The organism is Deltaproteobacteria bacterium, from assembly GCA_026388545.1.
Taxonomy (GTDB): Bacteria; Desulfobacterota; Syntrophia; order Syntrophales; family UBA2185; genus JAPLJS01.
Genome location: JAPLJS010000047.1, coordinates 1 through 13,584, shown reverse-complemented (window position 1 = coordinate 13,584; position 13,584 = coordinate 1). Strand labels below are relative to the sequence as shown.

The following is a 13,584-nucleotide window of genomic DNA, read 5'->3' as shown; positions in this document are numbered from 1 at the left end:
CATCCTTGTAATAAGTTATGAAAGGCCCGCAGAGTTGAGTTAGTTAATCATTTTGCCGAGTGGCGGTTCAAAAACATTAGAATGTTATACAAATTTTAGAGGTTTTCTGTTATAGGGATAGTAGACTCACATTGATCATCAAGAAGGTAATAAAGTAGGTGGGTGATTCTATGAAAAAATTGGTTTTATTTATTACGGTAGCTGGTCTTAGTCTTATATTTTCACTCTTTACGGCATATGCCTATGCCCAGGATAAAATCCGGGTAGTGGGTATGGCTACCATCCATGAGGATGCAATTGATATTGCCCGAGATAAAGCAATTGATAATGCTCAGCGTAATGCTGTGGAAGAGAAAGTGGGCGTCATGATAACCAGCTTTTCAGAAGTTGAGAATTTTCAGGTAAAAATGGATCAGATACTGTCAGAATCCAAGGGATTTATCAATTCCTATAAAATAATTTCAGAGGGGAGAGCAGGGAATAACTACAAGGTGACAATTGAAGCCGATGTCGTTGTCGGCAGATTGAAAGATCGCATGACGGCGATAGACCTTATCATGACCAGGAAGTCTAAGCCCCGTTTGATGATGATATTCAGCGAGAAAGCCCGGAAAGATGCCATAGCGGAAGCAGCTATGGCCAAGTATTTCCTCTCTCATGGATTTAAGCTTGTAGATGCCGATTCTGTCAAAAAAAACAGGGGACAAGGGCGTTTCCAGGCTCTTAGCAATGATCGAAAAGAAGTTTCGAATATCGCTCGCCGCTATGGAGCAGAGGTCGTTATTCTCGGTAAAGTGGAAATAATAACAAAATCTTTTAAGATGGGCGATGTAGAGGTGTCTTCCAACGAAGTTACTGTGTCGGGAAAGGTTATAAATGGTGATACGGGAGAAGTTATTGCAACGGATAGCAAGACACGCAAAGGTGACATAAACGTTACTGCCGAAGAAGCAGCTAAAGATCTGGCTAAAGGAATGAAAGAAGAGATACTGGAGCGGTGGTCATCGGAATTGACAAATGTAGCGACAGTCAAGCTGGAGGTTTCAGGTTTAAATACTTTTAAAGAGCTGTCACGTTTCAAAGAACTTTTAGCCGCGGAAGTAAAGGGATTTAGACAAATGCATCAGCGGTCTTATTCTCATACTAACGGGGAGGTTGAATTGGATGTTGAGATCAAGGGGAATACGCAGAGCTTGGCCGATGATGTCGCTGCAATCACAATGAATGGCAGAAAAATAAAAATATTAGAAATAACACAAAACAAGATTGAAGCTAAGGTACTGCATTGATTATATTTTTAAAATTATGACGCGAGGGAGGCCGTAATGAAGATACAAAAATATCGGATGTCTCTAATCGGTTTGCTTATTCTGATTTTTCTGGCGGGTTGTGCGGTAAGTGAGAGTTACAAAACCGGTCAGGAATTGAGCAACGTAAATCGATGGGAGGAGGCAATTGGCTATTTTGAGACTGCATTGAAGGAGAGCCCCGATAAACAGGAGTATAAAGATGCCCTGCTTGAAGCCAAGCAGAAGGCAGCCAAAATACACTACGAAAAAGCCAAATCAGCATTGGCTAAAGCCCCGGAGCAGAATGTGCCGGCTCTTGAGCAGATTTCAAAAGAGAGTGGCCTTGCATATAATTTTGATCCTAACAATAAAGATATCAAATCCTTCCATGATAGTCTCAGGGAAAAGATCAATAACCTTAATATAACAGTGAAATCGCTGTACAGCCAGGCCGATGTGGATATGCAAAAAGAGGACTGGACGGCCGCACTGGCGAAATTGAAACAGGTCAACAAGATGTTCCTCAATTACGAGGATACAGGTGCGAAGCTTGCCAAAATCGAGCAGGAAGGCGCCAAGTTGTTTTATCAGCAGGGTCTCACGTTGAGTAAACAGGAGGATTGGAAAATGGCGGCCCAGGCATTTAAGACCGCTATGGATATTAATCCCGGTTATTATGATGTTGCAAAGCTCTACCAGGATGCAAAGTCCAAGGATAATGCGGGCTACTTCGTGACCGTGGCTGAAAAGGCGGAACAGGCGAAAAACTGGGGGAAGGCTATTTTCATGTATGAAAAAGCAGCTGAATATCAGCCGGAAAACCAGCCGCTCTTGAAAAAACTGGATAATCTCAAGGCGAAGGTCGGACAACTATACTTTGACGACGCCGGTAAGCTTTTGGATCAGGGAAAATTTTATACGGCTTTAAAAAAGGCAGAAATTGTAAAGTCTTACAAACCCTCAGTGCAGGGAGATGCCGGTTACAAGGAATTTATCAGCAAGTTCTCTACAAAGGTGATGGATAGGGCTGATAAATATCGTGAGCGTGAAATGTGGGGTAACGCATTGATCTGGTACCAGAAAGTAGAAGCATTAAACCCGCAGTATCCGGAGTTGTTCCAGAAAGTATTGGAACTCAGGGATCAAATCAACAAACGAATCAGAAAATCCATTGCAGTGTTCGATTTCGGCAGCCCCAGCAATAACAAAGATGCGGGGAAAATTGTTGCCAACAAGCTGATAACGTATCTTCATAGAAATGCCAGTGGTGACCTTCGAATTATCGAACGTGAAAACTTGCAGTCTATCTTAAGGGAGATGCAGCTTGGGCAAACCGGTATTGTCGATGTAAAATCAGCTCAGACGGCCAAAATGAGAGGAATTGACACGTTTATCATGGGTGATGTTCTCCAATTCACCTCCAAATTCACCGACCACCCGAGCACCAGTCAGGTGAAAGTCCTCGTTGACGAGCAGGATGAGCCCAATCCGGAGTTTCAGCTGTGGCGAATGATGCACCCTAGACCATCCGAGGAGGATAGGAAGTCTATGCCTCCCATGACGGTGAAGAAAAGAATCTATCAATTTATCTCTTACCGACAGGGAACTGCCAAAATCAACGCATTGATAGAAGTATCCTATAAACTCGTGGATACGGCAACAGGGGAGAACATTTATGCCAATACTATACCGGGGAGAATGATCAGGGAGGATAAGTATCAGGATGCTGTGCCGGCTGCCAATATACCCCATGATCCCTTGGAACTTCCAACCGAATCAGAGGCCCTTGATGAATTAACCAATGAAAAGATTTCTGAAGTGGGACGAAGCGTACTCAAACAATTTCAGAGCCTTGAGGTTGAATATTTCAATCAGGGTGAGCAACAAAGATTGAAACGACGCAATCCTGAGCTTGCCATTGAAAGATATACGGATGCCATTTATGATGAGAAATCAAAGGGCATTTCTACCCCGATTTCCCAGAACTCATTGGAATGGATTGATAAATTGATACAAAACAGGTAAGTTTTAAGAAAACTCCGGAATGTAGCCGGAACTTGTATTTGGAGGGAAGAAATGGAGAAAAGGGTCGTCCATTATTTATGTGTATTTCTTCTGATGATACTCGTCTATCCCGCTGTAGCTTTTACTGAAGCAACCCCTCAAGTCAAGTTATCCGTTTTTAATTTCGGCACAATAAATCTGGAGGCATCGGGTTACAATACAACGGTCACCAATATGTTGATAAATACCTTGAGTTCTGAGCCTTCTTTTGCGTTGCTTGATCGTAAGGAGCTTGAGGCTTTTTTGAGTCTCAATGACCTTCAGCAGGATGATAATCTGGAGAACGTCGTCAGTATTGGTTCAAGATTGGGCCTTACTGTAATCGTTGTCGGTAACGTGCGGAAAAATGGATCGATAATTGTAATTAATTGTAAAGTCATCAATGTTGAGCAAAAAAGGGTTATCCTTGATGCCCAGGCAAGATCCCTTGGTGATGCCGGCCTTATGAGTGAAATAAGGAAGCTTAGTGCTTCGATCACTACGGCCATATCAAGTTATGCCTTGAAACAGAAGGATGTGGAAAAGAAAGAAACGTCATGTCCTGTTAATGTGCAAAAACGATCGGGCAATAAGCGGGTTTATCTAGGCTGGGAAGATCCGCCGGGGGTGAGCGCATCCGGATATGAAATATTTCGCGGCAATGCTGAATCCGGACCGTTTGTCAAAATTGCGCAGGTAAATCGACCGGAACATCTTGATCAAGACCTGGACAGGAATACCATCTACTATTATAAAATAAGGGCTTTCAGTAGCAAAGGTATTCAGAGTGATTTTTCAGCCATTATTCCTGCCGAAACAGCATTGACTCCTAATCCTCCCGTTATTTTAAGAACGGAGGGTCATGTAAAAAGTATCGAAGTGACCTGGTCGCCCGGCCCGATTACCAGCGAAGACCCTTTAAAACTAAAGGGATATAAACTCTATAGAGCTAAAACACCGCAGGGGCCGTTTAAAGAGGTTGCCGATATCTTGGGTAAAGATATCGGTATTGGTGTAGATTCCACGACAACCCTTGATAAATTGTTTAAGGTAACCTATGTGGATAGGGGGCTTGCAGATGGGGAGGACTATTATTATAAAGTGACTGCCTATAATGAGAAAAACCTGGAGAGTGATTTTTCTACCTGTATTAAAAGCACCACAATACCCGTTGTCGGTTCCCTTTTCGCACAGGGGGATATGATACGGGAGATTAAATTGTCTTGGAGTCCCATTGATTCACTATTTATTAAGGGGTATTATATTTTCCGGAGTACATTAGAAAGTGGAAATTTTACTAAAATAAAAAAGGTTGATGCATCTGACGCAGGGAGCGGGGAAAAACTATATTATACAGATAAAGAAGGGCTGGGAGATAAGACCCGATATTTTTATCGGATAACTGCTATTGAGAACCCGGATACAGAAACGTCACTATCTGTGGCGGTGTCGGCCGTTACAAAGGGTAAGCCGCCAACTCCACAAGGATTGAAGGCACAAAATGGGCTTGTCAAAAAAGTTGAAGTGACATGGACGGTAAGTCCATATGAAGAAGTCGAAGGCTATAATCTCTACTGGTCTAAGGAAAAGGTGGGTAAATATTCGTTACTGAAGCGGATTGACGGCCGGACGATAAATAGCTTTTCACATGGCGGAGGGGGTTTTGAAAAACTCGATGATAATAATACATATTACTACACGATAACAGCCTTCAACAAGGTGGATGTGGAAAGTGATCTGTCCGAGACAGCCTTCGCTACGACGAAGCCACGACCAACAAAACCCACAGGAGTGAAGGGAGATGAGTTAAAGGTTAAGGAAGTGCCTCTTACATGGCTTCCAAATCCTGAAAAAGATATCGCCGTATATCATATCTATCGCGCTACAGGTTCCGAAGAAGACTTTTCCCGGATCACAAAGGTTCAGGGTACGACCAGTTATAAAGATAAAGAATTGAAAGATGGGTATGCATACAGGTATAGGATCCAGGCAGAGGACAAAGATGAATTACTCAGTGATTTTTCAAATACAATCACTGTTCAGACAAAGCCCAAGCCTAAGAGTCCTGAAGGATTAACCGCTGAAGTCCGTCAAGGGAAGGTTGAGCTTACCTGGAAAGCGGGGAATGAACGTGATATTTCCCATTATACTGTGTATGAGAAGCGTTTTTTTGGTCTTGAAAAGATTGATACGGTAAAAATAACAAATTTCAGTGAGACTGGTCTGGTAAAGGGAAAGAGCAAGGCATATGCTGTGACTTCCGTCGACAAGGATGGTCTTGAGAGTGAACCAAGCCAGGAGGTAACGATTAGCGGAAAATAGGCAGAATGCATAAAGACTGTTTCACTGCGGGAAACCGCCCATGTTGCAGAGGAAAAGGCATCTGCCCTTTTGAATGTGATGAGGAGGTATTTACAATGGCCTTTTGGCAATTTACCGGTTTATGGCAAAAAACGAGGTCAGATACAATCACTGGTGGGCAGAAATTGATCTTTCTTGTTATTGCGTTTCTTTTTCTTTGTACTTCATCCTTTGCTGCTGACATTATGAAATATCAGGTGGTTCCCGGCAGTGATGACAAGGCGTATCTTGTTGATACGACAACGGGGGCTGTATGGGTCCTGACCTATCGGACACTGGCCACCGGACGGGAACCTATAGCGATACCCTATAAATTCATAAAAATATCACCAAAAAGTCATCAAGAATTCCTGGTTGAGACTGTTCAAGGAGCTTCAATGCCGCCAGGTGAGAAACCTTAACTATTTCTGAATCAGCAAGATTCGGATATGGTTCACTCCGCCCCGCATGGTGATTGTGCGAGGGCAGGATTTTAAATTCTGGTCAGAAAAGTGGTGAAAGTGACCCGTTGGGGTTGTCGCCGTTGATTACAGAAAGCGCCATTTGGGGAGGCCTCTCATGAAAAAGGGATTGCAAAGATCCATATTAATCATTGTATTGCTACCTTTACTTTTTATGATCCAAAGCTGTGTGATTGCCACAAAAGGAACCGCCATTACTCCTCAAATCCGGGACTTATTTAAAGGGACTTACAACATTGATCCCTTCATGGATAAACACAAGCCAAATACCGTGGCGGTTCTGCCTTTTTTTAATCAGGCGAAAAGCCAGTTGGGATCCGATGAGGTTCGCAGGGGATTTTACAATCATTTCAGTTCGTTGCCCTATAAAAGCATGAAACTCTATAGCGTGGATAATATTTTAAGGAAGGCCGGGCTAACCGATGCTGAAGCCATCAATAAGATTTCCCCAAAGGAATTGGGCAGGATACTTGATGTGGACGCTGTGATCTATGGCAGTATTTCAGATTTTGACAAGTTATTTGCCGTTGTTTATTCTTCCGTCTCGGTGGGGGCTGAGATTAAGATGTATGATACAAAGACGGGAAATTTTCTCTGGAGCGGCAAGCATGTAACCCGTATCCAGGAGGGTGGTATTTCTACAAATCCCATCGGACTTATTGCGACGATAGTTGCCACTGCCATGAACGTGAGAGATATTCAGCTCCTGAGGGCATGTGACGATCTGTTCCGGGACATGGTCAAGACAATCCCCGTTCCGGCCATAGCCGAAGCCCTCCGGCCACCTGTAATCACTCTGCTTACCCAGGATACGAAAAATCAGCCGAAAAAGGCAGGTGATGAAATTAAAGTGGTCATTCAGGGTGCGCCCAAGATGCAGGCATACTTCAATATTGGTGAGTTCAAAAAGAATATAGACATGCAGGAAGTTGAACCGGGAGGATATCTGGGTGTCTATAAGGTCATCCCCGGTGACAATATCACCAATGCAATGATTACCGGTTATCTCAGGGACGAAGCCGGGAATACGGCTGAGTGGGTTGACGCCGTGGGGACGGTAACCCTCGATACCATACCGCCTGAAAAAATTAAAACCGTCAAAACAGTAGGACGAAGCGCCGTGGTTCTTCTGAACTGGGATAAATCATCAGCCTTAGATCTGGCAGGATACCGGGTCTACCGCAGCAACACTCCGCTCAGCGGTTTTCAGCAAATTGCGAAGACGGAATTGAATGAGTATCGTGATGATAAACTGGTCAATACACAGAAGTATTACTATCAGGTCACTGCCATAGACTGGGCCGGTAACGAAAGTGAAAGAGCGGATGCAATAACCGGGATGCCTGTGGCGCCTGGGCCAACACCTGTATCAGGGATCATTGAATCTGATACTACCTGGTATGCGGGCGCCAGTCCCTATATAATCGAAAATACAGTTGTAGTTAAAGATAAGGCCATTCTCACCATTGAACCGGGCACGGAGATCCGGTCAAAGGGTGGCGCCCTTGTGATTGAAGGACGTCTTAATGCCCAGGGGGATGAAGAGCACATTGTAGTTCTTGACGCCGCGGAAGGTGTAAAATCCTGGGTAGGGTTAATTTTTAATAGTGTTAAGGAAAAGGAAAATCTGGTCAAGTTCTGCCGTATCAGGAATGCGGTAACGGGAATCCTTTGCCAGGCGTCTTCACCGCGTGTTGAGGCATGTGAACTCCTTGAAAACGGTACTGCAATAATGATTTTAGGTGCATTTTCAAAGCCACGGGTGGTGAAAAATACAATCCATAAAAACAGAGAAGCCGCGGTTTCAATTGCGGATGGAGCCCAGCCGAAACTAACGGAAAACAATATCCAGAATAACGCGAAGGAAGGCATTCTCATTCAGTCATCTGCACCGGTAATACTTTATAACAGGATCACACATAACCAGGGGCCGGGAATTACCGTAAAGAACAGTCAGGCCGCAATCACACAGAACAATATCAATGACAACAAACCCTTTGATATCGTGAGTAATATAACAGGGGAGGCGGTCAATGCCCTGAACAACTGGTGGGGTTCTTCCAAAGGTCTTGAAATTCTTGCGGGAATACAAGGGAAAGTCAACATCAAGTCGGTATTAAATGCCCCTTATCCCGATGGGAAGCCACTTGAACTTCCCATACTTTCCCATGTGCTGAGTGGGGGGGCCATCAAGTCGGATGCATTTCTTGTCCTTTCTAACAGTCCTTACCGCATTACAAGGGATGTTATCATTGATGGTGGAGCGACCCTGTATATTGAACCCGGAGTGATAATCCAGTACGACCAGAATACATCCATGATTACGGAAGATGGCGGCATCATGGCTAAAGGCACGGAAGGTCTTCCAATTATATTTACGGCTTCTGGGACTTCACCATCTCCCGGGTTTTACACCAATGCAGTTCGATTTACGAAATCCACCAAGGTAAATAGCGCCTTTGCATATTGTGTCGTTAAATATGCCGATACGGCCTTTGACATCCATTACGGCACACCGGAAATTTCCTATTGCCACATTGCTAAAAATGCACATACGGGTGTGTTTTGCCGAAACGATGCGGCGCCCAAAATATCATACTGCACAATCACAGAAAATTTTGGAGAGGGTGGAATCATAGTCAGAGGGATGTCCAGACCGAAGATCAACTATAATAATTTCATAAAAAATGATATTGTAGATATTCAGGCCTTCTCCACCATACGAGTTGATGCTACAAACAACTGGTGGGGGAAGGCAGCACCCGACGAGAGGAATATTTTTAAGACCAACGACGATAGCATCAACGTTACACCGTGGTTGCAGGCTCCGGAAGGTAAAGCATTTGCTGAAAAAAAATGACATGATTTCATCATTGAAACCTTTGAGGTATTCTGCTATTTTACGTTCGTATTTTTAAATGAAAGGTACGTCAATCAATTTGAAACAAGGATGATTATTTAGTTTTTTGGATGCATTTCCAAAACCATTAGCAAGGAGGATAATATGAGGTCGAAAATAATTGTTGCAGTAGGGATCATCGCCGGCATGGTGCTCCTTTATTCGGGAGTCGGTTTTTGTCAGGAAAAAGTGAGCGGGTCGGAATGGACACAGATCATCGAAAAGATGGGTGATAAAGGGAAGATTAACTGGTCGGAAGGCTATATTGAAGCTCTGGGGATCGGCGCCCCTCCCGAGAGGTATATAGGGAAACCCAATGCCCGTCCCATGGCTTTGAGAGCAGGCAAGATTGATGCCTATCGCAATTTACTCGAGATAACAAAAGGAGTGCGTGTTGATTCCACGACGGTCGTCAAGGATTTTACGGTCGAGAGTGATGTCATTAATGCACAGGTCGAAGGCCTTGTTAAAGGTGCTCAGGTAATAAATCAGGAGTACATGTCTGATGGAACTGTGGAAGTGACGGTCAGAATGCCCTTGTCGGGTAATTTTTCACAAGTCATTATACCCAAGGCCCTCGACAGGAGACGTGAGATGGCGCCTCCCGTCATACCACCGGCAGCTCCGGCAGCACCAGTTCCGGCAGCAGGGGTCGTTTACACGGGAATGGTAATTGATGCCCGAGGTCTTCAAGCACGACCTGCCATGTCCCCCAAGGTTCTTGATGAAAATGGAAAGGAAGTCTATGGATCCATGAATGTGGATCGTGAGTATGCCGTTCAACAGGGCATGAGCGGTTATGCGAGAGATCTTACGGCAGCCCAGAGTAATCCAAGGGTGACAAACAATCCGGTCAGTGTTAAGGGAATTAAAACCGAAGGCCCCGGCAAGTCCGACATTGTTATCAGTAATGCCGATGCGGAAAAGATCAGAGGTACTTCAGAAAACCTGATCTTTTTGAAAAAATGCCGGGTTATGGTGGTTCTGGATTGATCTGATACGATAATTGATCACTATTTGACCGCAGTTGCCACATCCTGGTAACTGCGGTCTTTTCGTATAGTGTATATGCTAAAAAAGTTGCTGGCATCTCACGGAGTCAAGGGGTCCAGTGGTCAAGGATTCAAGTGAATAGACCATACCCTTGACCCCTTGAATCCTTTTTACAGCAAAGAGGGAAGACACTCATTTTTTTAATGATAGGTGATTAATTGTGGCCGGGAAAATTATTGTTCTACCTGAAAGTCTATCCAGTAAAATTGCAGCGGGAGAGGTTGTCGAGAGACCCGCATCCATTCTCAAGGAACTCCTGGAAAATGCCGTCGATGCCGGTGCTACGGATGTTACCATTGAGCTTGAAAAAGGAGGCTGTGGATCAATCAAGGTTGTCGACAATGGTGAAGGCATAGAGAGCATAGATGTTCCGCGTGCTTTTGAACGTTTTGCTACAAGTAAGATATACCAGTTTGATGATATTTATAAGGTAAGATCGTATGGCTTTCGAGGGGAGGCGCTTCCGAGTATTGCCGCGGTTTCCCGGGTCGAGATGGTTACGAGGAAACAGCCCGCTTTATCGGGCACAAGAGTGATTATAGAAGCAGGACAAGTCAAGACTGTTACCGATACGGGGTGTCCGGTCGGAACCTCTATCCTGGTGAGTCATATCTTTGATCCCGTTCCCGTACGTAAAAAGTTCCTCAAAAAAGAGATGACGGAGCAGGGATATTGTATGGATGTGATGACAAGAATTGCCCTTTCCCGTCCTGAAATCAGAATGAGAGTCGTTGCTCACGGCAGGGAGATTTTGAATATACCTGCGGCCAGGGATATTTCAGAGAGAGTCTCTCTTGTTTTGGGGACGGATTTCATGGACCATATGGTATCGGTTAAAGGCGTTAAGGGGAGCATAACGCTCACGGGATTAGCCTCTAAACCCGAGTACAGCCGATCCGGGGCGAAGCAATTGTATTATTATGTGAACAAACGATTTGTCAGGGATTATCTTTTAAACCATGCCGTAATGACAGCGTATCGGCGTTTGATCGAGGCAAAGAGATATCCCGCTGTAATTATGTTTGTTGATTTTCCTCCCGAAGATGTCGATGTCAATGTCCATCCCGCAAAAATGGAGGTTCGTTTCAGAAATCCGAAGGAAGTTTATGATAGTATCGTTGAGACTCTGGCTACTGCCCTGGCCAATATTGCCCCCGTTTCATCAGGAGAGAGGGGCCCGATGATGCCCGATGGATATAGTGAAAGAGTTCGAGAAGCGCTGAAGCGATACACGATATCATCAGGGAGTGAGAAGCTGTTTTTTAACAAAGGTGTTCGTGACTCCGTGATGCCCGAACCCCTAACCGGGAAAGATCAGGAGAAGGATGTTACACAATTACACAGATTGTCGGAAGAAAGTCACGGAGAACAGGAGATTTCATGCGAACGGTTGAATTTTGCCGACCTTGAATATATCGGACAGATTGCCGGCACGTACCTCGCTTTTTCTTCACCCGCAGGCATGACCCTCATTGACCAGCATGCGGCTCACGAAAGGATTTTGTTTGATAAACTTAAGAAGGGATCGTCTGCGCCGGGTGAAAAAGTGATCAGCCAGCGGCTGCTGATGTCGGAGCTTGTGAGCCTTGCGCACGGTGAGTACGATACCTTGATGGAATATGCAAAAATATTTGAAGATGCGGGCATAGAGGTGGAACCCTTTGGAGAAAAGACGGTTATTGTGAAATCTGTACCTGCCATGCTGTCTCATAGTGAACCCAAGGAATTGTTTTTTGAGATCCTTGAGGAATTTTCGAAGACGGAACGATCTCTGGGGTTGGAAGAGCGGAAGGAAAAAATGTTTGCCCTTTTAGCCTGCAAAGGGGCGGTTAAGGCGAATCAGAAACTTTCGGAATCAGAGGTGGCAATGCTTTGCAGGGATCTGGATGCCACAACGTTTTCCTCCACCTGTCCCCATGGGAGACCTGTGTTTATATCATTCACCATCAGGGACATGGAAAGGATGTTTAAAAGATAATATATATAATTGGTATAAACGACAGTAAATCCCGCCTGATCGCTATCGTCGGACTGTTACCACCGATTCACCAACTGTCCATAATGTTTTTTCAGTGTTGAAAGGTGGAGTTAGGATCAGTGGTAACAATCATCGATAATATCTTCTCAGTCTAAAACGATCATGACGCGGCATTTCTGCAAAAAGGTCAAGTTGTCCTTCGCTGCCCTGATCTGCTTGGCGTCTTCATTGCTGATCTTGAATTCCGTCATACTCGCACCTTCCGCAGTGATGGCCTTTACGGTCAATGGGTTGTTGGTGACTCTGGGGTTACTTTGGGATGCTGTCAGATCGCGGGCGTAACCGCAGATTCCCTGCTGCATGGCGTATTCCTTTTTTACAAGCAGAGTACCATAGACCTCGGCGCCGTTCTCGTCAAAAATCTTTGGGGATATGGCGGGTCGTCCCTGGAGGCCTCGTGCGTCCACTACTAATCCCGTATATACCTCATCAGCAGGCGCCTTTTTTTGGAGAAGGGTACCGGCTTATGTTCTTTTGTGTCAGTCTTCTTATCATCGGCAATGGCCTTGGGAATGACCGCTTTGGCGAGACCGGAGAGAGGCATTCTTACCGTCACCTCCACCGTACCGTCAGACAGGTATGCCTTGTTCACCATAGCAGCACCTTTGACAAGGCCTGAAACCGCGGCGTTGATTACATCACTCTCCACCACAAAGTCCTTTACCGTTGTTTTAGAATCAATCTGTACTCCTTGAACGGTTTCCAACAGATTTCTATACGCGTCGACCTGGGCCGCCCTCAAAGCCATGGGGCGCGCCTGGGGTTTTCCGTAATATTGCTCAGGCGGTGCGCCCGTACCTACGGCTTCAATATAACCTTCCTCGTAGTTAACCAATCCCTTGTCGCCCACCTTGTCGGTCACCTTCGATTCGATGATCTTCGTCCAATCTGTCATGCCTACCTTGCCTTCGCTGCTCTCCTGACAAAAGCCGATCCCGGCACACAGAAAAATTACACCTACGATAAATGAGATTACTCCCTTATACTGCGACTTCATAATCTGCCTCCTTAAAATTTTTCTTATATATCTCATAATTGGTAATATTTTAACACTGAGGAAATGATTTCCATTTTTTATCTTGATGTTTATTCTGCTATCGTTAATTGTTTTTTGCTACCGCACGCCTGTGCCTCATTAACATCCGATAGTTGCTGTTCGGTAAGGGAATTGATTGATGACATTTTTATCTGCGGATTCTGTGATAAAGCAAATCGAAAGTCAAGAAAAACAGGTTCATCCGGTTCATGCGTACTTTTGAGTTGATAATCTGTTGAATTGAGCCTTGACGAAATTACACCTACCTATACGTAAGTGCGCCACGAAGGTGCATGGAAGATGAGGGTAGGTCCCTCGGAGTCGGTTTGCAGGAACTGGCTTCAAACCACCTTAAGCTGCAGTGGTAAAGAGCCATTGTGGTGAGCGTTAAGGAAAAGGCAAGG

9 protein-coding genes are annotated in these 13,584 nt (G+C 44.9%); 7 read left to right on the top strand and 2 right to left on the bottom strand.

The features are described from left to right. The first annotated feature begins 170 nt into the window (after positions 1 to 170). From NTW12_05350 to mutL, 7 genes are all read left to right on the top strand, one after another. Complete coding sequence (locus NTW12_05350) at positions 171 to 1,289, top strand: flagellar assembly protein T N-terminal domain-containing protein (GenBank protein ID MCX5845771.1); 1,119 nt, start codon at positions 171 to 173, stop codon at positions 1,287 to 1,289. A 36-nt stretch (positions 1,290 to 1,325) separates the two neighbouring features. Then, positions 1,326 to 3,314 carry a hypothetical protein gene (locus tag NTW12_05345; GenBank protein ID MCX5845770.1) on the top strand — a complete coding sequence of 663 codons (1,989 nt, stop codon included), beginning with the start codon at positions 1,326 to 1,328 and terminating at the stop codon, positions 3,312 to 3,314. Positions 3,315 to 3,365: 51 nt separating this feature from the next. Then, positions 3,366 to 5,654, top strand: a complete 2,289-nt coding sequence (locus tag NTW12_05340; GenBank protein ID MCX5845769.1) for a hypothetical protein — start codon at positions 3,366 to 3,368, stop codon at positions 5,652 to 5,654. A gap of 95 nt (positions 5,655 to 5,749) precedes the next feature. Further along, positions 5,750 to 6,094, top strand: coding sequence for a hypothetical protein (locus tag NTW12_05335; protein MCX5845768.1), 345 nt, complete (start codon positions 5,750 to 5,752; stop codon positions 6,092 to 6,094). Positions 6,095 to 6,251: 157 nt separating this feature from the next. Beyond that, complete coding sequence (locus tag NTW12_05330; protein MCX5845767.1) at positions 6,252 to 9,014, top strand: DUF799 family lipoprotein; 2,763 nt, start codon at positions 6,252 to 6,254, stop codon at positions 9,012 to 9,014. A gap of 144 nt (positions 9,015 to 9,158) precedes the next feature. Beyond that, a complete protein-coding gene (locus NTW12_05325; protein MCX5845766.1) occupies positions 9,159 to 10,046 on the top strand; it encodes a hypothetical protein in 888 nt (295 codons plus the stop codon). Positions 10,047 to 10,266: 220 nt separating this feature from the next. Then, complete coding sequence (gene mutL, locus NTW12_05320; GenBank protein ID MCX5845765.1) at positions 10,267 to 12,084, top strand: DNA mismatch repair endonuclease MutL; 1,818 nt, start codon at positions 10,267 to 10,269, stop codon at positions 12,082 to 12,084. Between the two features lie 146 nt (positions 12,085 to 12,230). Here the strand turns inward: mutL and NTW12_05315 are convergent, their stop codons facing one another. Together NTW12_05315 and NTW12_05310 are read right to left on the bottom strand one after the other, a co-directional pair. Then, entirely contained in the window at positions 12,231 to 12,551 is a 321-nt protein-coding gene (locus tag NTW12_05315) for a hypothetical protein (protein ID MCX5845764.1), read from the bottom strand. 2 nt (positions 12,552 to 12,553) lie between these two features. After that, positions 12,554 to 13,141, bottom strand: coding sequence for a hypothetical protein (locus NTW12_05310; protein MCX5845763.1), 588 nt, complete (start codon positions 13,139 to 13,141; stop codon positions 12,554 to 12,556). Positions 13,142 to 13,584 lie beyond the last annotated feature (443 nt).

Coding starts and splice junctions, on each gene's coding strand:
- NTW12_05350 (MCX5845771.1), top strand. CDS start 171: ATGAAAAAATTGGTTTTATTTATTACGGTAGCTGGTCTTAGTCTTATA.
- NTW12_05345 (MCX5845770.1), top strand. CDS start 1,326: ATGAAGATACAAAAATATCGGATGTCTCTAATCGGTTTGCTTATTCTG.
- NTW12_05340 (MCX5845769.1), top strand. CDS start 3,366: ATGGAGAAAAGGGTCGTCCATTATTTATGTGTATTTCTTCTGATGATA.
- NTW12_05335 (MCX5845768.1), top strand. CDS start 5,750: ATGGCCTTTTGGCAATTTACCGGTTTATGGCAAAAAACGAGGTCAGAT.
- NTW12_05330 (MCX5845767.1), top strand. CDS start 6,252: ATGAAAAAGGGATTGCAAAGATCCATATTAATCATTGTATTGCTACCT.
- NTW12_05325 (MCX5845766.1), top strand. CDS start 9,159: ATGAGGTCGAAAATAATTGTTGCAGTAGGGATCATCGCCGGCATGGTG.
- NTW12_05310 (MCX5845763.1), bottom strand. CDS start 13,141: ATGAAGTCGCAGTATAAGGGAGTAATCTCATTTATCGTAGGTGTAATT.